18 protein-coding genes and 1 pseudogene are annotated in these 23,551 nt (G+C 71.7%); 12 read left to right on the plus strand and 7 right to left on the minus strand.

Translation table 11 applies throughout. From position 1 onward, the window contains the following. Positions 1-9 precede the first annotated feature (9 nt). From cydB to ACZ4XD_RS11925, 3 genes are all read left to right on the plus strand, one after another. A complete protein-coding gene (gene cydB, locus ACZ4XD_RS11915; RefSeq protein WP_468040904.1) occupies positions 10-1,011 on the plus strand; it encodes a cytochrome d ubiquinol oxidase subunit II in 1,002 nt (333 codons plus the stop codon). Between the two features lie 39 nt (positions 1,012-1,050). Further along, positions 1,051-4,713 carry a thiol reductant ABC exporter subunit CydD gene (cydD, locus tag ACZ4XD_RS11920; protein ID WP_468040907.1) on the plus strand — a complete coding sequence of 1,221 codons (3,663 nt, stop codon included), beginning with the start codon at positions 1,051-1,053 and terminating at the stop codon, positions 4,711-4,713. Positions 4,714-4,932: 219 nt separating this feature from the next. Then, a complete protein-coding gene (locus tag ACZ4XD_RS11925) occupies positions 4,933-6,612 on the plus strand; it encodes a sensor histidine kinase (protein ID WP_468041078.1) in 1,680 nt (559 codons plus the stop codon). 50 nt (positions 6,613-6,662) lie between these two features. On the opposite strand, the gene ACZ4XD_RS11930 is transcribed toward ACZ4XD_RS11925, so the two are convergent. Beyond that, a complete protein-coding gene (locus ACZ4XD_RS11930) occupies positions 6,663-7,589 on the minus strand; it encodes a Cof-type HAD-IIB family hydrolase (RefSeq protein WP_468040910.1) in 927 nt (308 codons plus the stop codon). A 155-nt stretch (positions 7,590-7,744) separates the two neighbouring features. Here ACZ4XD_RS11930 and ACZ4XD_RS11935 point away from each other — a divergent pair, with 155 nt between their 5' ends. The 3 genes from ACZ4XD_RS11935 (at position 7,745) to pspAB (ending at position 10,393) form a co-directional block, all read left to right on the plus strand. Continuing rightward, entirely contained in the window at positions 7,745-8,644 is a 900-nt protein-coding gene (locus ACZ4XD_RS11935; protein WP_468040914.1) for an LLM class flavin-dependent oxidoreductase, read from the plus strand. A gap of 220 nt (positions 8,645-8,864) precedes the next feature. Next, complete coding sequence (gene htpX, locus ACZ4XD_RS11940) at positions 8,865-9,764, plus strand: zinc metalloprotease HtpX (protein ID WP_468040917.1); 900 nt, start codon at positions 8,865-8,867, stop codon at positions 9,762-9,764. A 65-nt stretch (positions 9,765-9,829) separates the two neighbouring features. Beyond that, positions 9,830-10,393 (plus strand): PspA-associated protein PspAB, encoded by a 564-nt coding sequence (gene pspAB, locus ACZ4XD_RS11945; protein WP_468040920.1) that lies wholly within the window; start codon positions 9,830-9,832, stop codon positions 10,391-10,393. A gap of 23 nt (positions 10,394-10,416) precedes the next feature. On the opposite strand, the gene ACZ4XD_RS11950 is transcribed toward pspAB, so the two are convergent. Together ACZ4XD_RS11950 and ACZ4XD_RS11955 are read right to left on the minus strand one after the other, a co-directional pair. After that, positions 10,417-10,959 (minus strand): RNA 2'-phosphotransferase, encoded by a 543-nt coding sequence (locus ACZ4XD_RS11950; RefSeq protein ID WP_468040922.1) that lies wholly within the window; start codon positions 10,957-10,959, stop codon positions 10,417-10,419. A gap of 170 nt (positions 10,960-11,129) precedes the next feature. Further along, positions 11,130-11,735, minus strand: coding sequence for a PadR family transcriptional regulator (locus tag ACZ4XD_RS11955; RefSeq protein ID WP_468040925.1), 606 nt, complete (start codon positions 11,733-11,735; stop codon positions 11,130-11,132). Positions 11,736-11,853: 118 nt separating this feature from the next. On the opposite strand from ACZ4XD_RS11955, the gene ACZ4XD_RS11960 reads away from it, so the two are divergent. Further along, a complete protein-coding gene (locus ACZ4XD_RS11960; RefSeq protein ID WP_468040928.1) occupies positions 11,854-12,444 on the plus strand; it encodes a hypothetical protein in 591 nt (196 codons plus the stop codon). After that, positions 12,441-13,790, plus strand: a complete 1,350-nt coding sequence (locus ACZ4XD_RS11965; protein WP_468040931.1) for a carotenoid oxygenase family protein — start codon at positions 12,441-12,443, stop codon at positions 13,788-13,790. The genes ACZ4XD_RS11960 and ACZ4XD_RS11965 overlap by 4 nt, the downstream gene beginning before the upstream one ends. 798 nt (positions 13,791-14,588) lie before the next feature. Here ACZ4XD_RS11965 and ACZ4XD_RS11970 read toward each other — a convergent pair. From ACZ4XD_RS11970 to ACZ4XD_RS11980, 3 genes and pseudogenes are all read right to left on the minus strand, one after another. Continuing rightward, positions 14,589-15,356: pseudogene (locus ACZ4XD_RS11970) on the minus strand (MerR family transcriptional regulator); the annotation flags it as partial. A 337-nt stretch (positions 15,357-15,693) separates the two neighbouring features. Continuing rightward, entirely contained in the window at positions 15,694-17,424 is a 1,731-nt protein-coding gene (locus ACZ4XD_RS11975) for an SDR family oxidoreductase (protein ID WP_468040934.1), read from the minus strand. Positions 17,425-17,669: 245 nt separating this feature from the next. Next, complete coding sequence (locus ACZ4XD_RS11980; RefSeq protein WP_468040937.1) at positions 17,670-18,539, minus strand: M24 family metallopeptidase; 870 nt, start codon at positions 18,537-18,539, stop codon at positions 17,670-17,672. A 207-nt stretch (positions 18,540-18,746) separates the two neighbouring features. Here ACZ4XD_RS11980 and ACZ4XD_RS11985 point away from each other — a divergent pair, with 207 nt between their 5' ends. The 4 genes from ACZ4XD_RS11985 (at position 18,747) to ACZ4XD_RS12000 (ending at position 22,640) form a co-directional block, all read left to right on the plus strand. Next, positions 18,747-19,802: an ABC transporter ATP-binding protein gene (locus ACZ4XD_RS11985; protein ID WP_468041081.1), complete on the plus strand. Its 1,056-nt coding sequence runs from the start codon at positions 18,747-18,749 to the stop codon at positions 19,800-19,802. Next, positions 19,792-20,718 carry an ABC transporter permease subunit gene (locus ACZ4XD_RS11990; protein WP_468040939.1) on the plus strand — a complete coding sequence of 309 codons (927 nt, stop codon included), beginning with the start codon at positions 19,792-19,794 and terminating at the stop codon, positions 20,716-20,718. The genes ACZ4XD_RS11985 and ACZ4XD_RS11990 overlap by 11 nt, the downstream gene beginning before the upstream one ends. Positions 20,719-20,929: 211 nt before the next feature. Further along, a complete protein-coding gene (locus tag ACZ4XD_RS11995) occupies positions 20,930-21,841 on the plus strand; it encodes an ABC transporter ATP-binding protein (RefSeq protein WP_468040943.1) in 912 nt (303 codons plus the stop codon). A gap of 79 nt (positions 21,842-21,920) precedes the next feature. Next, entirely contained in the window at positions 21,921-22,640 is a 720-nt protein-coding gene (locus ACZ4XD_RS12000; RefSeq protein ID WP_468041083.1) for an ABC transporter permease subunit, read from the plus strand. Between the two features lie 61 nt (positions 22,641-22,701). Here the strand turns inward: ACZ4XD_RS12000 and mltG are convergent, their stop codons facing one another. Then, positions 22,702-23,502: an endolytic transglycosylase MltG gene (gene mltG, locus ACZ4XD_RS12005; RefSeq protein WP_468040946.1), complete on the minus strand. Its 801-nt coding sequence runs from the start codon at positions 23,500-23,502 to the stop codon at positions 22,702-22,704. Between the last annotated feature and the right edge of the window lie 49 nt (positions 23,503-23,551).

The following is a 23,551-nucleotide window of genomic DNA, read 5'->3' on the forward strand; positions in this document are numbered from 1 at the left end:
GAGGCGACTGTGCAACTCCACGACGTCTGGTTCGTTCTTATCGCCTTTCTCTGGACCGGGTACTTCTTCCTCGAAGGATTCGACTTCGGAATCGGCGTTCTCACCAAGCTCCTCGCCCGTGACCGGCAGGAGAAGCGGGTACTGATCAACACCATCGGGCCGGTCTGGGACGGCAACGAGGTCTGGCTGATCACCGCGGCCGGTGCGACCTTCGCCGCCTTCCCTGAGTGGTACGCCACCCTCTTCTCCGGCTTCTACCTGCCGCTGCTGCTGATCCTCATCTGCCTGATCCTGCGCGGTGTCGCCTTCGAGTACCGCGTCAAGCGGCCCGAGGAGCGCTGGCAGCGGAACTGGGAGCACACGATCTTCTGGGCCTCGCTGCTGCCCGCGGTGCTGTGGGGCGTGATCTTCGGCAACATCGTGCACGGGGTCAAGATCGACGCCCACAAGGAGTACGTGGGGAGCCTGCTCGATCTGCTGAACCCGTACGCGATCCTGGGCGGTCTGCTCACGCTGACGCTGTTCACCTTCCACGGCGCGGTGTTCGCCTCGCTCAAGACCGTGGGTGACATCCGGGAGCGGGCGCGCAGGATGGCGGCCGTGCTCGGGCCGATCGCCGCGGTGGTGGCGGTCGGGTTCCTGGGCTGGACGCAGGCCGACAAGGGCGACAGCAGCAGCCTGGTCGCCATGATCGTGGCGGTGGTCGCGCTGGTCGCGGCGCTCGGGGCCAACCGGCTCGGGCGCGAGGGCTGGGCGTTCGCCTTCTCCGGCCTCACCGTCGTGGCCGTGGTCACGATGCTCTTCCTGACGCTCTTTCCGAACGTCATGCCGTCCACGCTGAACGAGAGCTGGAGTCTCACGGTCAGCAACGCCTCCTCCAGCCCCTACACCCTGAAGATCATGACGTGGGGTGCCGGTTTCGCCGCACCGCTCGTGATGCTCTACCAAGGCTGGACGTACTGGGTGTTCCGCAAGCGCATCGGCACCCAACACATAGCCGAAGCACACTAGTTGAGCCGCCGCCCCTCGGGGCGGCCTCAGCAGGAGGACATGTTTCACGTGAAACCCGTCGACCCGCGTCTGCTCCGCTACGCCCACGCCACCCGCGGCTTTCTTATCGCGGTGGTGGTGCTCGGGCTTGCCGGAGCGGGCCTGGTCGTGGGCCAGGCGATGCTGATCGCCGAGGTCGTGGTCGGAGCGTTCCAGCACGATCTCGCCCTCGGCGCCCTGACCACACCCCTGGTGCTGCTCGCCGCGGTCTCCGCAGGACGCGGACTGGTCTCCTGGCTGACCGAACTGGCCGCCCACCGCGCCGGTGCGGCGGCCAAGTCCGAGCTGCGGATGCGGCTGATCGAGCGGGCGGCGCGGCTGGGGCCCGGCGCGGTGATCGGCCGCACGGGCGGTGGCGCACAGGCTCCGGAGGCGGCCGGCGCGGGCGGCGCTTCCGGTGCGGGCACCCTGGAGATGCGCACCGGCGAACTCACCGCCCTCGCCACCCGGGGTATCGACGCCCTGGACGACTACTTCGCGCGCTATCTGCCGCAGCTGGGGCTGGCGGTCGTCGTTCCCCTCGCGGTGCTGGTCCGGATCGTCACCGGCGACTGGCTCTCGGCGCTCACGATCGTGCTCACCCTTCCGCTGATCCCGCTGTTCATGGTCTTGATCGGCTGGGCCACCCAGTCGCGGATGGACCGTCAGTGGCGGCTGCTCGCCCGGCTGTCGGGCCACTTCCTCGATGTCGTCGAGGGCCTGCCCACCCTGAAGGTCTTCGGCCGGGCCAAGGCTCAGGCCGCCGCCATCCGGTCCATCACCGGGGAGTACCGCCGGGCGACGCTGCGCACTCTGCGGATCGCCTTTCTCTCCTCCTTCGCGCTCGAACTCCTCGCCACCATCTCCGTCGCACTGGTCGCGGTCGGCATCGGCATGCGGCTGGTGCACGGTGAACTCGACCTCTACACCGGCCTGATGGTGCTGGTGCTGGCGCCCGAGGCGTATCTGCCGCTGCGGCAGGTCGGGGCGCAGTATCACGCCGCGGCCGAGGGGCTGTCGGCCGCCGAAGAGATCTTCGCTGTCCTGGAGACCCCGCTGCGGACGCCTGGCACCGCGCCCGCGCCCCGGGGCACCGCGCTGGCCGTCGAGGACCTGGTGGTCCGCCACCCGGGACGGACCGCCGACTCGCTCCCGGCGACCTCCTTCGAGGTCCGGCCCGGGGAGACCGTCGCGCTGGTCGGGCCCTCCGGCGCCGGTAAGTCCACCCTGCTGAGCGTGCTGCTCGGCTTCACCGCGCCGTCCGGGGGCCGGGCCCTGGCCGACGGCCACGACATCGCGTCCCTCTCCCCCGAGAGCTGGTGGCAGCGGATCGCCTGGGTGCCGCAGCACCCGCATCTGTTCGCCGGCACCATCGCCGAGAACGTACGGCTGGCGCGGCCGGACGCGGAGGACGCCGCGGTGCGCACCGCCCTGGGCGACGCGGGCGCGCTGGACTTCGTCGACGCGCTCCCGGACGGGATGGCGACCCGGCTCGGCGAGTCCGGTGCCGGGCTTTCCGCGGGCCAGCGCCAGCGCCTCGCGCTCGCCCGCGCCTTCCTCGCCGACCGCCCGATCCTGCTCCTGGACGAGCCCACCGCGAACCTGGACGGCGCCACCGAGGAGGCGATCGTGGCCGCGGTCCGTCGCCTCGCGGTCGGCCGTACGGTCCTGCTCGTCGTCCACCGGCCGGCGCTGCTGGCGGTGGCGGACCGGGTGGTGCGGCTGCCGGGGCCCGCGGTCGGGGCCGCGGCGGTCGAGGCGGCAGGCGCGGTGCGGCGGGCCGGAGCGGACGCGGCGGTGGCGGTGCGCCAGGAGACGGCGGAGGACGCGGTTTCCGGGGACGCCGGGGCCGCTTCCGCGGATCTCGCGTCCGAAGCCGCGCATGGGACCGCTGCTGACTCCGCCCGTGGTGCGGCGCTCACCCGGCTGCGGCGGCTGGCCCGTGCCCACCGGGCGCGGTTCGCGCTGGCGCTGCTGCTCGGCAGTCTCGCGCTGGGCAGCGCGGTGGGCCTGATGGCGACCTCCGGCTGGCTGATCTCGCGTGCGGCGCAGCAGCCGCCGGTGCTGTATCTGATGGTGGCGGTGACCGCGACCAGGGCGTTCGGCATCGGGCGCGCGGTCTTCCGGTACGCCGAGCGGCTGGTCGCCCATGACACGGTGTTCCGGATGCTCGCCGACGTGCGCGTCGCCGTCTTCCGGCGGCTGGAGCGACTGGCGCCCGCCGGGCTCAGGGAGCGCAGCCGGGGCGATCTGCTGTCGCGGCTGGTGGCCGATGTCGACGCGGTGCAGGACTACTTCCTGCGCTGGCTGCTGCCCGTCGGTGCGGCGGTGCTGGTCGGCGCGGGTGCGGTCGGTTTCACCGGATGGCTGTTGCCGGAGGCCGGGGCGATCCTCGCCGGCGGGCTGCTGCTCACGGGGGTGGCGGTGCCGCTGCTCTCCGGTGCGCTGGCCCGCCGTGCGGAGCGTCGGCTGGCGCCCGCCCGCGGACGGCTCGCCACCCGGGTCGTCGATGTGCTCACCGGTACCGCCGAGTTGACGGTGGCCGGCGCCCTGGGGGCCCGTACGGAAGCGGTGCGGCGCGCGGACCGGGAGCTGACCCGGATCGCCGCCCGCTCGGCCACCGTGGCCGGGACCGGCGCCGGGCTGTCGGCGCTGCTGTGCGGGCTGACGGTCGCGGCATCGGCGGTGGCCGGCGTCCAGGCCGTGCACGCGGGACGGCTGACGGGGGTGGCGCTGGCCGTCGTCGTGCTGACGCCGCTGGCCGCGTTCGAGGCGGTGGCGGGACTGCCGCTCGCGGTGCAGTACCGCCGGCGCACCCGGCACGCCGCCGAGCGGGTCTTCGAGGTGCTGGACGCGCCGGAGCCGGTGTCCGAGCCGGCCACCCCGGCCGCCGCTCCCGCGACGCCGTTCCCCCTGGCCGTACGCGAGTTGACCGCGCGCCACCCGGGACAGGACCGGCCGGCGCTGGACGGCATCGGGTTCACCCTGACGGCCGGGCACCGGCTCGCCGTCGTGGGCGCGTCCGGCTCCGGGAAGACCACACTGGCGCAGGTGCTGCTGCGCTTCCTGGACGAGGAGTCGGGCACCTACACGCTGGGCGGCACGGCCGCCCGGGAGATGGCCGGTGACGCGGTGCGGCGGCTGGTGGGGCTGTGTGCGCAGGACGCGCACCTCTTCGACAGCTCGCTGCGGGAGAACCTCAGGCTCGCCCGCCCCGAGGGGCGGGATGCCGCGGACGCCGACCAGGACCTGTGGGAGGCGCTCGGCCGGGCGCGGCTGGCGGACTGGGTGCGCGGGCTGCCCGCCGGGCTGGACACCATGATCGGGGAGCGTGGCGCCCGGCTGTCCGGTGGCCAGCGGCAGCGGCTGGCGCTGGCCCGTGCGCTGCTCGCGGACTTCCCGGTGCTTGTCCTGGACGAGCCCGCCGAGCATCTCGACCTGGCCACCGCCGACGCGCTGACCGCCGATCTGCTGACCGCGACCGAGGGCCGTACGACGGTTCTGATCACCCACCGGCTCACCGGCCTCGACGCGGTCGACGAGGTGCTGGTCCTGGACCGCGGGCGGGCCGTGCAGCGCGGGACGTACGCGGAGCTGGCCGCGGCCGACGGGCCGTTCCGGCGGATGCTGGAGCGCGAGCGGGCGGTGGACGCGGCGTACGGCGAGGCCCAGCCGGTGGGGTAGCCCGCCGTGGCCGCGCGGCGGCGTGGAGCGTAGGCCGGACGGTGGCCCGCTGAGCCCGGCCGGTGGCGTGCGCGAGCCGGCCGGTAGCCGTCCCCGCAAACTGGACTTTCCCCGGAAAACCGCCCTTATTAGGCTCATGGCATGGCAGCCACGGCAGGACCACCACCCTCAGACCCCAGGGACCTCGGGAGCGGTGGCCCGGGTGCGGTTCCCGACCCCATGGACGCCGCCACCGAGGCGACCCGCAGTCTGCGCGGTCTGTCGACCGAGCTGACCGCCCGGGTGCCGCAGTTGCTGGAGGCGATGCGCACGGTCGGCGCGGGGCTCGATCTGCACAGCACCCTCGACCGGATCGTGGAGACCGCCGCCGAGCTCGCCGACGCCCGCTATGCGGCGATCGGGATCATCGACGAGGCCCGTGAGGGGCTGTCGGACTTCGTGACGTACGGCGTGACCGCGCAGCAACACGAGCGGATCGGCGCGCTGCCCGATGGCCACAAGGGGCTGCTCGGTGCGCTCATTCACGATCCCAAGCCGCTGCGCCTCGACGACCTCACGAAGGATGCCCGCTCGGCCGGTTTCCCGCCGGGGCATCCGCCGATGCGGACGTTCCTCGGGGTGCCGATCCGCGTCCAGGGCGACATCTTCGGCAACCTCTATCTGACGGAGAAGCGCGACGGCGGGGTGTTCAGCGAGGAGGACCTGCACATGGTGCGGGTGCTGGCCACCGAGGCCGGGATCGCGATCGGCAACGCCCGGCTGTACGCGGCGACCCGGCAGCGGGAGCGGTGGATCGACGGCTCCGTGGCGGTGACCACCGAACTCCTCGCCGGCAGCGATGTGGACGATGCGCTCGCCGTGGTGGCCGAGCATTCCCGGAAGCTGGCGGACTCGGCGGCCGGCATCGTGCTGCTGCCCGATGAGGAGGGCGGTCTGGAGATCGTCGCGGTGTCGGCGGACGAGCCCGCCGGGATCATGGGGACGCAGATTCCGACCGACAGCCCGGTGGTGGAACAACTCCTCGCCGGGGAGCCGGTGTTCGTGGACGACTCGGCCACCGATCCGCGTATGGTCACCGACATCGCGCAGCGCTTCGGCCCCAGCATGATGCTGCCGCTCAAGAGCGGCGGCCGGGTGCTGGGCACCCTCGCGACTCCGCGGTCCCGGGGCGCCCGCCCGTTCACCGCCGCGGAGCGGACGCTGGCCACCCAGTTCGCGGCGCAGGCCGCGCTGGCGCTGGTGCTGGCCGACGCCCAGCGCGACCGCGAGCGGCTCGCGGTGTACGAGGACCGCGACCGGATCGCCCGTGACCTGCACGATCTCGTCATCCAGCGGCTGTTCGCGACGGGCATGATCCTGGAGAGCGCACAGCGCCGGACCATCGTGCCGGAGGTGTCCCAGGGCGTCGGCAAGGCCGTCGACGAGCTGGATGTGACCATCCAGGAGATCCGCACCGCGATCTTCGCCCTCCAACAGGGCCCGGCCGAGGCGCCGTCCGGGCTGCGGACCCGGGTCCTGCGCGAGATCGGCACCGCCGCCGTACCGCTCGGCTTCCAGCCCTCGGCCCACTTCATCGGCCCGGTCGACACCCGGGTCGGCGAGCTGACCGGCAAGAACCTGATCGCCGCGCTGCGGGAGGCGCTGTCGAACGCATTCCGGCACGCCCAGGCATCCCGCATCGAGGTCGTCGTCGATGCCACGATCAGGCTCCCGGACGGCACCGACGGCGTCCGTCTCACCGTCGCCGACGACGGCATCGGTATCCCGGACAGCGGCCGTCGCAGTGGCCTGAAGAACCTCGCCAACCGGGCGGAGGCGCTGGGCGGCTCCAGCACATACGGCCCAGGGCTGGGCGAGGGCGGCACGGGCACGATGGTGCGGTGGGAGGCGCCGCTGTAAGACGGCGCGGGGGCGGCGGTCCGGACGCCGGACAAGCCCTATGGCGTGTCCTAGAGACGGCCGTCCTGAAGGATCCGCTCGATGACCGCCGCGACACCGTCGTCGTTGTTGGACGCCGTACGGCGCGTCGTGGCGGCCAGCACATCCGGGTGCGCGTTGGCCATGGCGTACGAGGTGCCGGCCCAGGACAGCATCGCTATGTCGTTCGGCATGTCCCCGAAGGCGACGACCTCTTCCGGCGCGATACCGCGCTCCGCACAGCAGCGGGCCAGGGTGCCGGCCTTGCTCACGCCGGGTCCGCTGATCTCCAGGAGGGCGGTGGGGCTGGACCGGGTGAAGGTCGCGAGATCGCCGGCCGCCGTATGGGCCAGGGCGAGGAAGGCGTCGGGGTCCAGCTCGGGGTGGTGCGCGAGCAGCTTGATCACGGGCTGGTCGGGGAAGGCTGGCTCGGCGCCGCCGTCCGGGCCGTCCGGCTCGGTGTCCTCCGGGCCCAGCGGCGGGACGAAGTCGTCGGCGAGCAGCTTCTCCGCCGGGGCGACGACCGCGGCCGGATCGAGGAGCAGCGGCGGGTACTGCGGCTCGTAGTGGATGCCGCCGGTCCGCTCGACCGCGAACGAGGTGCCGGGTGCTGCGCTGCGCAGCGCGTCCACGACCTGGCGGGCGGCGGTCCGCTCCAGGGGGCTGACCTCGACGATCCGGCCGCCGCGGTGCAGATCGACGACGGCCGCGCCGTTGGCGCAGATCGCCAGGCCGTGACCGTGCACATGGTCGCTGACCACGCCCATCCAGCGGGCCGGGCGTCCGGTGACGAAGAAGACCTCCAGACCGGCCCGCTCCGCGGCGGCCAGCGCGGCGATCGTGCGGTCGGAGACCGTCTTGTCGTCGTGCAGCAGGGTGCCGTCGAGATCGGTGGCGATCAGCCGGGGCGTAACGGCCGTTTCGGGCGCCCGGGACGGTGGGGCGAAGGCATCGGTCACGGGGCCATCTTCCCGTACCGCTGTGCACAGGAGTGCGGTGGGTTGCGCGCATGAGCCCGCGCGCCGCCGGTCCGGGACGTACGGGCAGGTGGACCGAGCCGTCCGGTGCACCGAGGAGAATCGTCGGCTCCTCCGGACGGCCGTACGCTCGGAGCATGCGACTGAGCACCCTGATACTCCCCGTCCACCGCTGGTCCGAAGGCGGGCGGGAGGTGTGGCAGCGCGCCGAGGAGCTGGGCTTCCACGCCGCGTACACCTATGACCACCTCTCGTGGCGGAGCTTCCGCGACCGGACCTGGTTCGGCGCCGTGCCGACGCTGACCGCGGCGGCGGGCGTCACCTCCCGGATGCGGCTGGGCACCCTCGTCACCTCGCCGAACTTCCGGCACCCGGTCACCCTCGCCAAGGAACTGATCTCGCTCGACGACATCAGCGACGGCCGGATCACCCTGGGCGTCGGCGCCGGCGGCAATGGCTTCGACGCCACCGCGCTCGGCCAGGAGCCCTGGGCGCCGCGCGAACGCGCCGACCACTTCGGCGAGTTCGTCGCGCTGCTGGACCGGCTGCTGAGCGAGGATGTCGTCTCCCACGAGGGCGTGCACTACTCCGCGCACGAGGTGCGCAACATTCCCGGCTGTGTGCAGCGGCCGCGGCTGCCGTTCGCGGTGGCGGCCACCGGCCCGCGCGGGCTGAATCTGGCGGCCCGGTACGGCCAGGCCTGGGTGACGACCGGCGATCCCAAGGTGTCCAACGGGGGCGGCACCCCGGCGGAGTCGCACGAGGCGATCCGCGGGCAGTTCGAGCGGCTGGGGAAGGCCTGCGCCGACCAGGGCCGCGATGTCGCCGACCTGCAGAAGATCATGCTGACCGGTTTCACCCCGGACCGTCCGCTGGATTCCGTGGACGCCTTCGTCGACTTCGCCGGCCATCACGCCGAGCTGGGTATCGACGAACTGGTCCTCCACTGGCCGATCGCCGATTCGCTCTTCGAGGCCGATGTCGCGGTCTTCGAGCGGATCGCTACAGAGGGGCTGGCGCAACTCGCCGCCCGGTAGACAGATCCCGGCCCGGCGCTCCTTACGGGGCCGGTGCGCCCCACTGCTCCCGTGCGTCCGACGCGCCGGGCTGTCCCCTGACCTGGGCTTTACCCCACATATAGCCCTGAAGAGGGAGAATCGGGACAGCGGCGCAGTGGGTGGCACGCGACGCGCGGTGCAGAGACGGCGCGCGGGCGGGCCGGCGCACTGCGCGAAGTGCGGCGTGTGTGGAGGAGCCATGGCACGGACCCGATTCGCCCCGGATCGCGGGCTGACCTCACGCATGGTCACGACGATGTTCTTCATCGGACTGCTGTACGTCGTGGTCGTCGGCGTGCTGGTGGTGCTGCTCAAGGGCGCCTGGGTGGTGGTGCTGGTGATCGCCGGTGCCCTGTTCGTCGCGCAGTTCTGGTTCAGCGACCGGATCGCGGCATTCAGCATGGGCGCGCGTGAGGTCACCCCGGAGCAGGCGCCCGAACTGCATGGCGCCGTCGACCGGCTGTGCGCGCTGGCCGACATGCCCAAACCACGGGTCGCGATCGCCGAGTCGGATGTGCCGAACGCGTTCGCCACCGGCCGCGGCCAGAAGAACTCGCTGGTGTGCGCCACCACGGGGCTGCTCCGGCGGCTGGAGCCGGCGGAGCTGGAGGGGGTGCTGGCCCACGAGCTCTCGCATGTCGCGCACCGCGATGTCGCCGTGATGACCATCGCCTCGTTCCTCGGCGTATTGGCCGGGATCATCACCCGGGCCGCCCTGTGGAGCGGTATCGGCCGCAACAACCGGGACCAGAACGCGGCCATCGCCGTGCTCATCGTGACCGCCGTCAGCGTGGTCGTCTACGCGATCAGCTTCCTGCTGACCCGGCTGCTGTCCCGTTACCGCGAGCTGTCCGCGGACCGGGCCGCCGCCCTGCTGACCGGCCGGCCGTCCGCGCTGGCCGCCGCGCTGACCAAGGTCACCGGCCAGATGGCGAGGATCCCGACCGAAGATCTGCGCAAGGCCCAGCCGTTCAACGCCTTCTACTTCGCCCCCGCGTTCAACAAGGAGAGCTTCAGCAGGCTGCTGTCCTCGCACCCGACGCTGGAACAGCGGCTGGACCAGCTGGCCCGGATCGCGACAGAGCTGGGACGGGCGTGAGGCACGGTGCGCGTGGGGTCCCGCTGGTGACCGGCCGGCCGTGACGATCAAGGAGTAAGTGGCACATGGGATTTCTGGACGTCATCCTCGGCCGCAGCAAGCCGGTCCGACCCGACCTCGACCAGCTTTTCGCGCTGCCGTCCGCCGCGGTGACCCTCCAGGCCGCGGCCGGTTTCGTACCCACCGGACGGGGATCGGTGTGTTTCGCGAGCGTCGAGGGCGGGGCGTTCGCCCGTATCCAGGAGGAGGCCCGGTCCCTGCTGGACGGCTCCGTGGAGTTCACCCAGGACGCGTACGGCTATACCTGGCTGCTCGTACGGCATCCGCCGGAGGACGTGGCGGGCTTGGTCAACGATCTGCACGCGGTCAACACGTCCCTGGAGGAAGCGGGCTTCGGCCCCCAGCTGCTGTGTTCGCTGGTCGGCTTCCGGGAGGAACAGCAGCGGTCGCTGGCGCTGGTCTACCTCTACAAGCGGGGCACGTTCTACCCCTTCGCGCCGCAGCGGGAGGGCGGCGAGAAGCGCGACAACCCGCTCGAACTGCAGGTGCGGGCGATGCTCGGGGACGATCTGACGATCGAGAGGGATCTGGCGCGGTGGTTCCCGGTGTGGGGTGCGCCGGGGCTCTGAGCCGGGCCCTACGGGCGTGGTGATCAGCCCGGGAAACGCAGAAACCGGGCCGGTACCCGGCTGGTGAGCCAGACCCCGTTGGCGCTGACCCGGAAGACATGGCCGGCGCGGTGCATGGCGCCCGCGTCGACGGTCAGGACCACGGGCTTGCCGCGTCGCGCGCCCACCCGGGTCGCGGTCTCGCGGTCGGGGGAGAGATGGACGGCATGCCGCGACATCGGCCGCAGCCCCTCTTCCCGTATGGCCGCCACGCTGCGGGCCACTGTCCCGTGGAAGAGATGGGCGGGAGGCACGGCCGGCGGCAGATCGAGGTCGACCGGTACCGAATGGCCCTGGTTGGCGCGGATCCGGTCGCCGTCGAGGGCGTAACGCTGCTTGTCGTTGCCGGCGACCACGGCCGCCAACTCGTCCCGGGTGAAGGGGAATCCGTGCCGCGCGGCCGCCGCCATCAGCTCGGCCACGGGCACCCAGCCCCGGGCGTCGAGGGTGATGCCGATCCGTTCCGGTTCATGGCGCAGATGCTTCGCCAGGTACTTCGAGAGGCGCACCGAGCGCTGGTTGTTCATGTCTCCAGAGTGCCGCGCGGGGCGTGGGGCGGCACCTGAATTCCCGGCGGGGAGGCGGCGTCGCGGCCGGCCGGGAGTCTTGGGGGCGGGAGTCCTACGGCGGGGGAGCCGTGGTGCCGGGAGTCCGGTGGCCGGGAGTCCTGCGGTGCTCCGGCAGGGCTCCCGGCGCGTCACTCCCCTTCGCCCGGCCGGACTTCCTCGTCCCGGCCCTCCTGCTCCTTGTGCTGCGCCCGAACGAGTTCGCTCGCCTTGCGCGCCTTTGCGCTGGTCACCTCGTCGGCGGCCCAACGGGCCCACTCCTCCTGCATCGCCGATATCCGCAGGCCGTACTCCAGCGCGATCCGTCCGTAGACGGAAATCATCTCCTCGTCCCACTCGGTGCTCTCTTCGAGGTGCTCGAGCGTGGCGCGGGTACGCGCGGCGCGCTCGGCCTGATGCAGGAGGAACGTCTGGGCCTCAAGCGGCGTGACGATGCCGAGGAAGAAGACGCGCAGCAGGCCGTCATGGCGCTGGGGACCGCTGGGCTCGACCTCGGTCAGCCAGTGGCGCAGCTCCGCCAGGCCGTCACCGGTGATCGCGTACTCCTTGCGGCCGCGGGGGCCGTGGGCGGCGACCTCGACCAGGCCGGCGGTCGTGAGTTTGGTGAGCTCGCCGTAGACCTGGCTCTGGGTGGCCGGCCAGGCGCTGGCGAGCGAGGCGTTGAACAGCTTCATCAGGTCGTAGCCGCTCGCGGGGGATTCGGCCAGCAGGCCCAGCACGGCATGTTTCAGGCTCATGACCCGCACTTTACCTTCCACTGTTGACATGTCAAAGGTGGAGCTTCTATGTTCGACATGTCGAAGTTGGAATGTGGCGCGGTGTGCGGGCGACGGCCGCGAGTGAAGAGGGGGAATCATGAACTATCTGCGGGGCTTCATCCCGTGGCTGGTCTTTGCGGGGGTGTCCTCGATCGGCTGGCAGTGGGGCGCGCTCGCCGGTCTGGCATCGGCCGTCGCGCTGCTCATCGCCGACCGCGCCGGCGGACTCTCGCTCGACCTGCGCCTGCTGGAGTACGGCACGATCGTGTTCTTCGCGGCCCTCGGCCTGCTGGCCTTCATCCGCCCCGACAGCGGTCTCAAGATGTACGGCAGCGCCCTGTCGATGGGATGGCTGGCGCTCATCGCCTGGCTGTCGATCGCCGTGCGACGGCCCTTCACGATGGGGATCGCGCGCCGGATGGCCCCGCCGGAGGTCTGGCACACCCCGCTGTTCCGCCACATCAACGTGGTGCTCACGGCCGCGTGGGCGCTTTCCTTCACCCTCACCGCGCTCGCCCAGACCGCCGCCTCCGCCTACGGGTGGCATATGGCCGTCTCGATCGTCCTTCAGCTCGCCGGATTCATCCTTCCCGCCCGCTTCACCGCTTCGTACCCGGAGCGGGCCCGTGCCCGCTTCATGGAGACCTCCGGCGTGCGGACCGACATCCAAGGAGACCTGGCCTCATGACTCCCACCTCCCCGACCACCGCATCCGAATCCCACGCCCCCGCACCGCACATGGCCGGCAACTTCGCCCCGGTGACGGACGAGCTGACCGCCTACGACCTGCCGGTGACGGGCGCGATCCCGCCCGAACTCAGCGGCTGGTTCCTGCGCAACGGTCCCAATCCGAAGGATGCCGCCACTCCGCACTGGTTCTTCGGCGACGGAATGGTCCACGGTCTGCGCCTGGAGGGCGGCCGGGCCGTCTCCTACCGCAACCGCTGGGTCCGCACCGCCACCTTCACCGACGGCGTGCGTCCGGTGGACGCGCAGGGCCGCCGCAATCTGACGGCGGGCGTGGCCAATACCCACGTCGTCCGGCATGCCGGACGCACCCTCGCCCTGGTCGAGTCGTCGTTCCCGTACGAAATCGACTGCCGCCCCGGCCACGAGCTGGAGACGCTCGGCGCCCATGACTTCGGCGGCCGGCTCACCACCGCCATGACGGCCCATCCCAAGACCTGCCCCACCACCGGCGAGCTGCATTTCTTCGGATACGGCGGCCCCACTCCGCCCTATCTGACCTATCACCGCGCCGACGCCGCAGGGGAGTTGGTGATCAGCCGCCCCATCGATGTTCCGGGGCACACGATGATGCATGACTTCCATCTGACCGCCGGCCATGTCATCTTCATGGACCTCCCGGTCGTCTTCGACCGCAGCCGCCCCGGTATGCCGTATCAGTGGAACCCGGAGTACGGGGCCCGGCTCGGTGTGCTGCGCCGCGATGATCCCTATGGGGAGGTCCGCTGGCTGCCCATCGACCCCTGCTATGTCTTCCACGCCCTGAACGCCCACGACGACGGTGACCAGCGAATCGTTCTCCATGTCTCCCGCTACGCCGACTACGGCGGCCGGACCCCGGCCCATCTCTGGCGCTGGACGATCGACCTGGTGACGGGCACGGTTGTCGAAGAGCAACTCGACGACCAGTTCTGCGAGTTCCCCAGGGTGGACGACCGCCTCACCGGACAGCCGGCCCGCTTCGGCCATGCCACCGTCGGCGAGTTGCCGGGCACCGGCCCTATACCCGGCGCCCTGCTCCGCTACGACCTCCAGACCGGTGCGGCCGTCCGGCATGACTTCGGCCCGGGACGCACACCGGGCGAGGCGGTCTTCGCCCCGGCGGACGACCGTCCCGGCGGGCCGGGCTGGCTGATCACCTATGTCTACGACGCCTCCACCGACACCAGCGACCTCGTCGTACTCAACTCTGAGGACATCTCCGCGGACCCGGTCGCCACGGTCCACCTTCCGCAGCGGGTGCCGTATGGATTCCATGGCAACTGGCTGCCGGATGCGGTCGGTTGAGGTGAGGAGAGGACGCGGCAGGGGGCCGCGCATCGCTTGATCCTTGATAGCTGAAGAGTGGGCATGGGTGGGGGCGGGCTCGACTCGGGCGGTACGCGCGCGTGGCCGGGGGCTGCGTTGCAGACCGGAGCGGGGTCAGTCCCTGCGGTGCCGGGAGCTGGTGCCGCTGGCGCGGTCGGCGGGGTGGTCTGGGGCCTGGTCCGGGGTCCGGCGGGAGGGCTGGTCTGGGGCCCGGTCCGGGGTCCGGCCGGAGGGCTGTTCGGAGGCCTCGTCTGTGTCCCGGTCCGGGGTGAGTGCCACCAGGGCGTCCATGGTGCGGGCCTGTACCTCCCGGTGTGCTGCGGCGGCGATGAAGGCGGCCGTGTTCTTCGCGCCGACCAGATCCCGCACGGCCTGCACTGCCTCGGCGGGTAGCAGCACCGTCTCCGGGCCGGCCGTCGAGGCGGGCGCCGGGGCGGCCACGGTACTGGGGTCCGTGACCGGCCAGTGGGCGGGCAGCGGCGCGGGCGGCAGGCCGGAAGCGGCCCTAGGCGTGGGGATGCTCCTGGGCCCGGCCCCTGCCCCTGCCCCTGCCTCGGCTGCTGTCCCTGCCCCGGCTCCGGCCGCTGTCCCTGCCCCGGTCCCCGGCACCGCAGGGACTGCCCCCGCCCCGGCTCCGGCTGCTGTCCCTGCCCCGGCTCCGGCCGCTGTCCCTGCCCCGGCTCCCGGCACCGCAGGGACTGACCCCGCCCCGGCTCCTGCCCCTGCCCCGTCCGCTGCCCCTGCTTCCGCAGCCGTTTCGGTGGGTCTCCGTGCCTGGGTCGGCAGTGCCTCGCTGAGGTGATGGCGCAGAGAGCGGGTGGCCAGGGTGCGCATGGCGCGGGCGAGTTCGGCGTCGATGGTCTGCTGGGCCAGGGGGCGCAGCCGGCGTACGAGGGTGGCGGCCTCCGCGGCCTCGGCCTCGGTGGGCGGGTGGTCCAGGAACTGCTGGAAGACATGCTCGGTGGTGAAGTCCAAGAAGCGGGCGGCGATGTGCTCGACCTGGCCGCGCACCTCCCGCAGATGACCGGTGATCGCCGTCAGCGGGACGCCGGCGGAGTGCAGTTCGGCGGCGACGGCGAGTTCCTGCGGGCTGGGGACGAGGAACTCGCCGTCCCGGCCCGGGATGTGTTCCAGGACGCCCAGTTCGATGGCCTCGACGAGCGCTGTCTCATCGGTGCTGCCCCCGAAGGCGGCGTCCAGCTCCTGGCGGCTGATGCGGGACGCCTCCTCGTCCGTCCACGGCCCGTCGATCTCGGCGACCAGGCCCAGGACCCCGCCGAGGTCGCGGCCCGCGTCCCAGGCCTCAAGGAGTTCCTTGATGCTGGCGAGGGTGTAGCCGCGGTCCAGCAGATCGGCGATCTGGCGCAGGCGGGCCAGATGGGCCTTGCCGTAGACATTGGCTCGGCCCCGGCGTTCCGGGCGGGGAAGCAGCCCACGGTCCTGATAGGCACGGATGGTGCGCACCGTGGCGCCGCTGAGGTGCGCCAAATCCTCGATGCGGTACTCGGCGGTGCGGGCCTCGGCCGTCGGCGGCTGCTCGGTCACTGTGGTGCTCCTTACGAGATGGCCGCACGCTACGAGCCGGCCACGTGGCCCGCCGCGCCCGCCCCCGGCCCAGTGCGGTCGGGAAGGACGCCGAGCAGGCGACGACCGCGCGCAGCGACCCTTGCTGCGAGGGATGGTACGGCCGTCCTCGATACCGTCGGCTCTGCCGCATCCAGCTCTCCCTCAGGGCCCGGGCCGGGGCCGGCGCTCCGGCCCCGGAGGCCAAAGGGCGGCGTGATGGCCAGGCGGACCCTGCGTCCGGAGCCCCGGCACGCACGCCACCGCTCGCCCGCACGCGCCCTGCTGCTCCCTACATCCGCACGCACCCCGCCGCTTCCTACAGCCGTGGTGCGAAGCGGGCGAGGGCGCGGAGGGCGCGTGGAGCGAAGCGGGAGAGCAGATGGGCGCCGCGGGCTTCGGGGGTGACGGGTACCACCGCCTGATTGCGGACGACCGCGCGGAGGATGGCGTCGGCGACCTTCTCCGGCGGGTAGTTGCGCAGGCCGTACAGCCGCGCGGCCCTGGCCTGGCGGCGCTTCTCCTCGTCGGGCGAGACGCCGGTGAAGCGTGCGGTGTTGGTGATACCGGTGTTGACCAGGCCGGGGCAGATGGCCGTGACGCCGATGCCCTGACCTGCCAGTTCGGCGCGCAGACACTCGCTGAGCATCAGGACGGCCGCCTTGGAGGTGCTGTATGCGGGCAGTGACTTCGACGGCAGGAAGGCGGCTGCCGAGGCGGTGTTGACGATATGGCCGCCCTGGCCGCGTTCCGCCATCCGCTTGCCGAAGATCCGGCAGCCGTGGATGACGCCCCACAGATTGACGTCCAAGACCTTCTTCCAGTCCTCGGTCCCGGTCTGGAGAAAGGAGCCGGCCAGGCCGATGCCGGCGTTGTTCACCAGCACATCGACGGTGCCGTACTCCGCGTGCACTTTGTCGGCGAGCTTCTCCATCGCCGCCTCGTCGGAGACATCGACGACCTCCGCCCAGGCCTGTGGTGCACCGATCAGCCGGGACAGCTCGGCGGTCCGGGCCGCTCCCTCGGGGTCCCGGTCGACGGCGATGACCCGCGCGCCGGCTTCCGCGAAGGCGAACGCGGTAGCCCGGCCGATGCCGCCGGCCGCGCCGGTCACCAGCACCAGCTGGCCGCCGAACCGGTCGGCGTAGGCGCCGGCCGTCACGACCCGCCGCGCCGGATCGCCCTCCTCCTTGGCGGTGATGAACTCGCTGATCCAGGAGACGAGCTGGTCGGGACGGGTGCGGGGCACCCAGTGCTTGGCCGGGAGGGTGCGACGCACCAACTGCGGTGCCCACTGCTCCAGATCGTCGTACAGCCGCGGCGAGAGGAAGGCATCGCCGGTGGGGGTGATGAGCTGGACCGGGCAGTGCGCATAGGCGTCGGCGCGCGGGCGGCGGAGCCGGGGGAGCACATTGTCGCGGTAGAGCCAGGCGCCATGGGCCGCGTCGGTCGGCAGCGAAGCGGTCGGGTAGTCACCACCGGGCACCTTCTCCACCCGCTGGAGGATCTTCGGCCAGCGCTTGCCGAGCGGTCCCTTCCACGCCAGCTCGGGCAGCACGGGGGTGTGCAGCATGTAGATGTACCAGGACTTGGCGCTCTGATGGAGGAGTTGAGCGGCGCGCCGGGGGGTGGGGCGCACCGTCCGTTTCTTGATCCAGTGGCCGAAGTGGTCGAGGGACGGGCCCGACATGGAGGTGAAGGAGGCTATCCGGCCCTCCGTACGCGGCACCGTGGCGAACTCCCAGCCCTGCACCGAGCCCCAGTCATGACCGACCACATGGAGCGGGCGGTCGGGGCTGACGGCGTCGGCGACGGCCAGGAAGTCGTCCGTCAGCTTCTCCAGGGTGAAGCCGCCGCGGAGGGGCTGCGGGGCGGTGGACCGGCCGCAGCCCCGGACGTCGTAGAGCACCACATGGAACCGGTCGGCCAGACCACGGGCGACCTCGGACCACACCTCTTTGCTGTCCGGGTAGCCGTGCACCAGCAGCACCGTGGGCTGCGCCGGATCGCCCAGCTCGGCGACGCACAGCTCGATGCCACCGGTCCGCACCCAGCGCTCCCGCGCCCCGGCAAGCCCCGTAGCGACCCCGGCCCCGGCCTCGGGCCCGGCCCCGGCCTCAGCCGAGGTCCCAGCCCCGGCCGCCCCGGCCCCAGCCTCAGCCGAGGCCCCGGCCCCGGACGCCGCCCCGGATCCCGGCCGCTGCCCCCGCCCCGGGCCCCGCCCGTTCCCCGGACCCCGGCCGTCGCCCATCCCCCGGCCGTCTCCCGTTCCCCGTCCCCGTCCACGTCCCGTGTTCACGCGGCCTTCCCCTCCTGCCGGCGCCGCACATGCGGCAGATCGTCGTCCAGCCAAAAAGCGCTTTCCTGTGGGTCCTTGGAGTCCGTGACGACCAGGAGCTCCTCGAACTTCGCGCCCGTTCCCCGGAACCCGAGGTGGGGTTCGACCGCCCACAGTCCCGGCTGCGGCGGGTGGTCGGAGAAGCGGTACGGGCTCCACAGCGGGGACCAGCCGTCGCGGTGGCCGTGCAGTGCGTCGGAGGCCAGGCCCCTGAGGGACTGGGTGCCGAACCCGAAGAGCGTGGGGGACCAGCGGCGCTGCCGGACCCGGTCGACCTTGTGCGCGATGACGCCGAAGGGGTAGGCGCGGTGGCGGTTGGCATAGCCCTGCCGCACCATCAGCCGGTCGACATCCGCGTAGATCTCCCGCAGTGGGCGTCGTTCGCGCACCTCGCGCAGGATCAGCTCCCGGTGTGCTTCGAGGTCGGCGAGCAGCCGGTCGTGCACGGGGTTGAGGCCCAGACAGCCGGAGTAGCCGATATCGGCCGTATAGCCGTTGTGGATCGGAGCCAGGTCGAGGATGAAGGCCATCCCGGGCTCCAGCTCACGCCGGGTGGGGAAGAACTGGAGCGGCACCCGGAAGTTGACGAAGGCGGTGCGGTCGCCGAACCAGGCGAAGGGCAGATGGAACCAGTCCCGTACGCCGCGCTCGCGCAGCCACTCACGCAGCATCCGCGCCGCGGCGCGCTCGGTCACCCCGGGCTTGAGCTGGGCGGCCACCGCTTCCGCACAGGCATAGGCGAGCCGCTGGACCTCTCTGAACCCCCTTAGCCCGGCGCTGAGTTCTCCGGCTGCGCCTGGTGGGGGCGCTGAGGTGACTGAGGCCATCGCCAACCGTCCGTCCGTGAGACGTCCATCGCGGTACGTGCCCGTAACCTGACACTGATGAATGTGACAATGGCCGGCGGCTGCGTCAAGAGGCCCGCACACATGCACCGGCAGCCCTGAGGCCGGGGCAGCTCACAGCAGGAGACCCCTACGGGCACGTAATACCGCAGGGGGAGGCGCATCCCATCGTTTGGGTTGACGACCGGTGTGGCGGGGGCCACTACCGTCGATGACGTGACTGTGATCGTGACCGAAAGCCTGAGCAAGCGGTTCCCGCGGGTGACCGCCTTGGACCGGCTCTCCGTTGACATCGCCCCCGGCGTAACGGGCCTGGTGGGTGCCAACGGTGCCGGAAAGTCCACCCTGATCAAGATCCTCCTCGGGCTGGCCCCGGCGACCGAAGGAACGGCGCATGTCCTCGGCCTGGACGTGACCACGGACGGCGGCGCCATCCGTGAGCGGGTCGGCTACATGCCCGAGCACGACTGCCTGCCGCCGGATGTCTCGGCGACGGAGTTCGTCGTGCACATGGCCCGGATGTCCGGGCTGCCGCCGACCGCCGCCCGCGAGCGCACCGCGGACACGCTGCGCCATGTCGGCCTCTACGAGGAGCGCTACCGCCCCATCGGCGGCTACTCGACCGGCATGAAGCAGCGGGTGAAACTGGCCCAGGCGCTGGTACACGACCCGCAGCTGGTGTTCCTCGACGAGCCCACCAACGGCCTCGACCCGGCCGGGCGGGACGAGATGCTCGGCCTGATCCGGCGCGTCCACAGCGACTTCGGGATCTCCGTCCTGGTGACCTCCCACCTCCTCGGTGAGCTGGAGCGCACCTGCGACCATGTCGTCGTCATCGACGGCGGCAAGCTGCTGCGGTCCTCCTCGACCGATGAGTTCACGCAGGTCACCGCCTCGCTGGCGGTCGAGGTCACGGACACCGACACCCATCCGGACGGCACCGAAGCGCTGCGGGCGGCCCTGACCGCGGCCGGCGCCGCGGTGACCACCCGCGCGGCCGGCTCCGAGGGCCTCGCCGCCTCCGGCCACCTCCTGTATGTCGAGGCGGCCGGCGAGGAGACATACGACCTGGTGCGGGACACCGTCGCCGGACTCGGGCTCGGCCTGGTCCGAATGGAACAGCGCCGCCACCAGATCGCCGAGGTCTTCCGCGACGCGGACGCGGCGCAGGCCGCCACCGCCACCGCAGGCGCCCCGGGCGCCCCGTATGCCACCCAGGACGGAGGCGCCCACGATGTCGCCTGAGCCCATGACCTCCGCCCACCCGGCGTCCCCCTCCGGTGCACCGGACGGCGCCTATATCCACAACATCGGCTACCGCCACTACGACGGCCCCCGCCTGGGCCGCGCCTACGCCCGCCGGTCGCTCTTCGCACAGAGCCTGCGCGGCGCCTACGGTCTGGGCCGTTCGGCCAAGAGCAAGGTGCTGCCGCTGCTGCTCCTCGTCGCGATGTGCCTGCCCGCCGCGATCATGGTGGCCGTGACGGTGGTCACCAAGGCCCATGCTCTCCCGGTCGGCTACTCCCGCTACGCCGTCTACCTCCAGGCCGTCATCGGCCTGTATCTGGCCGCGCAGGCCCCGCAGTCGGTCTCCCGCGATCTGCGGTTCAAGTCCATACCGCTGTATTTCTCCCGGCCCATCGAGCGGGTCGACTACGTGGCCTCGAAGTTCGCGGCCATGGCCGCCGCCCTGTTCATCCTCACCGGCATACCGCTGCTGATCCTCTACGTCGGGGCGCTGCTGGCGAAGCTGGACTTCCTCGACCAGACCAAGGGCCTGGGGCAAGGACTGGTCGCCGTGGTGCTGCTCTCGCTGCTGTTCGCCGGGATCGGCCTGGTCGTCTCCGCGGTCACCCCGCGCCGCGGCTTCGGTGTCGCCGCCGTGATCGCCGTCCTCGCCATTCCGTACGCCGCGGTGAGCGCGGTCCAGGGCATCGCCTTCCTCCAGGGCAACGAGTCCGCCGTCGGCTGGCTGGGGCTGTTCTCCCCCATCACGCTGATCGACGGGGTGCAGTCGACCTTCCTCGGCGGCAGCAGCTCCTTCCCCAACGGCCTGGCCCCGACCACCGGCGCCGGTTTCGTCTATCTCCTCGTGACGCTGGCCGTCATCGTCGGCTGCTACGCCCTCCTGATGCGCCGCTACCGAAAGGCCGGCCTGTGACCTCCCACCCGTCACCCACCACCGCCCTTCCCGGGGATGGGCTGCGCCCATACGCCTTCCGTCTGTCGCCCACCACCGCCCTTCCCAGGGATGGGCTGCGCCCATACGCCTTCCGTCTGTCACTCCCCACTGCCCTTCCCGGGGATGGGCTGCGCCCACGCGCCTTCCGTCTGTCGACCGCCACCACCCTCCGAAGGAATGGGCCGCGCCCATGACGACTCTGCACATCGACCATGTCTCCCGCTGGTTCGGCAATGTCGTTGCCGTCAACGACATCACCATGACCATCGGCCCCGGCGTGACCGGCCTGCTCGGCCCCAACGGCGCCGGCAAGTCCACCCTCATCAACATGATGGGCGGCTTCCTCGCGCCCTCCAACGGCTCCGTCACCCTCGACGGGACGACGATCTGGCGCAACGCCGGCATCTACCGCCACATCGGCATCGTCCCCGAGCGCGAGGCGATGTACGACTTCCTCACGGGGCGCGAATTCGTGCTCGCCAACGCCGAGTTGCACGGCCTCGGGCGGACCGAGGCGGCCAGGGCGCTGGCCACCGTCGAGATGGAGTACGCCCAGGACCGCAAGATCTCGACGTACAGCAAGGGCATGCGGCAGCGGGTGAAGATGGCTTCCGCGCTGGTCCACGACCCCTCGGTGCTGCTGCTGGACGAGCCGTTCAACGGTATGGACCCCCGCCAGCGGATGCAGCTGATGGAGCTGCTGCGGCGGATGGGCGACGAGGGCCGTACGGTCCTGTTCTCCTCGCACATCCTCGAAGAGGTCGAGCAACTCGCCACGCACATCGAGGTGGTGGTGGCCGGGCGGCATGCCGCGTCCGGAGACTTCCGCAAGATCCGCCGGCTGATGACGGACCGCCCGCACCGCTATCTCGTCCGGTCCGACAACGACCGGGCGCTGGCCGGCGCGCTGATCGCCGACCCCTCGACGGCCGGCATCGAGGTGGACCTCACCGAAGGCGCGCTGCGCATCCAGGCGATCGACTTCGGACGGTTCACCGAACTCCTGCCGCGGGTCGCCCGCGACCACGGCATCCGCCTTCTGACGGTCTCGCCCTCCGACGAGTCGCTGGAATCCGTCTTCTCCTACCTCGTAGCGGCCTGAGGCCTGAAAGGAGCCCTGACGCATGTCCACGACCACTCCGGCGGCCCGGACCGCGCCCCCCGGCGCACCCAAGGTCTCGCTGTTCCACCCGACCGTCGCCCGGCTCACCTACCGCGCCCTGCTCGGCCGGCGGCGGGCCATGATCCTCTTCGCACTGCCCGCCCTGCTGGTGCTGCTCGCGCTGGCCGTCCGCGTGCTGACCGGCGCCGACGATGCCACCGCCGGCGGCATCCTGGGCGGCTTCGCGCTGGGCACGATGGTGCCGCTGATCGGCGTCATCGCCGGTACGGGCGCGATCGGCCCGGAGATCGACGACGGCTCGGTGGTCTATCTCCTGGCCAAGCCGGTGCCCCGGCCGACGATCATCTTCACCAAACTCCTGGTCGCGATAGGCGTCACGGTCGCCTTCTCCGCCCTCCCCGTCCTGCTCGCCGGCTTCCTCCTCAACGGCAACAGCCAGCAGATGGCCGTGGGGTACGCGGTGGCGGCGGCCGTCGCCTCGGTCGCCTACAGCGCGCTCTTCCTGCTCTTCGGCACGATCACCCGGCATGCCGTCGTGTTCGGCCTGGTCTATGCCCTGATCTGGGAGGCGTTCGTGGGGACGCTCATCCCGGGCGCGAAGACCCTCAGCGTTCAGCAGTGGGCGCTGGCGGTCGGCCAGAAGGCGGCCGCGGACGGTGCGCTCACCTCCGATGTCCAACTGCCGCTCGCCCTCTGCCTGCTGGTGGGAATCACGGGCCTCGCCACCTGGTATGCCGGCCGTCGTCTGAAGGCGCTCACCTTGGCGGGCGAGGAGTAAGGACATCCGGGGGACGGGGCGGGCGTTGACCCCCGCCCCGCCACTCCCGGCGCTTTTGCTGCTACCGGCGCCCCGCTGCCGCTTCGTTGAACTCCCGCACGTTGCGCAGATGCTTCTGGTAGTCGGCGGTGAAGCGGGTGTCGCCCGGTTTGACGGTGACGAAGTAGAGCCAGTCGCCGGCGGGCGGCGCACCGGCCGCCTTCAGCGCGTCCGCACCGGGATTGTCGATCGGCGTCGGCGGCAGGCCCGGGTAGCGGTAGGTGTTGTACGGGCTCTTGGTCCTGGTGTCGGCGTGACTGGTGTGGAGCGTGCTGCGGCCCAGCGCGTAGTTGATCGTCGAGTCCATTTGCAGCGGCATATGGTGCGTGAGCCGGTTGTCGATGACCCGGGCGACCTTGCCCATATCGGCCGGCCGGTCCGCCTCGGCCTGCACGATGCTGGCGATGACGACCGACCGGTAGGAGCGGATGCCGTCGGCGGCGAGGCGCTCCCTGGCGGTTTTGACCATGTAGGTGAGCAGCGACGCCGGGGTGGTGTCCGAGCTGATCGGATAGGTCGCCGGGAAGAGGTAGCCCTCCGGGTTGCCCTTCGCCTCGGCCGGCAGCGGCAGCTGCGCGCGCTTGGCCGCCTTGGCCGTGGACCCGGCGGGCAGGTGCAGGGCCTTGTCGGCGGCGGCGTAGACCTGGGTGGCCCGCTGCCCTTCCGGGACGGTCAGCGTCCGTTCGGGCTGCCCGCGCAGCAACCGCGGCAGCAGCAGAACGGCCAGCACGACCAGGACACACAGCAGGGCAACAAGAAGGAGCCGGCCGGTGCGGGGGAGCCGCGGTCCGGGCCGGCGAACGGTGTGCGGAACATCGCTCATGGGGAGCACGGTAGGCGACAGCGCCGGACGCGGGGCCGGCCGCCGCCGG

It is taken from the genome of Streptomyces sp. NPDC029466, assembly GCF_055574515.1.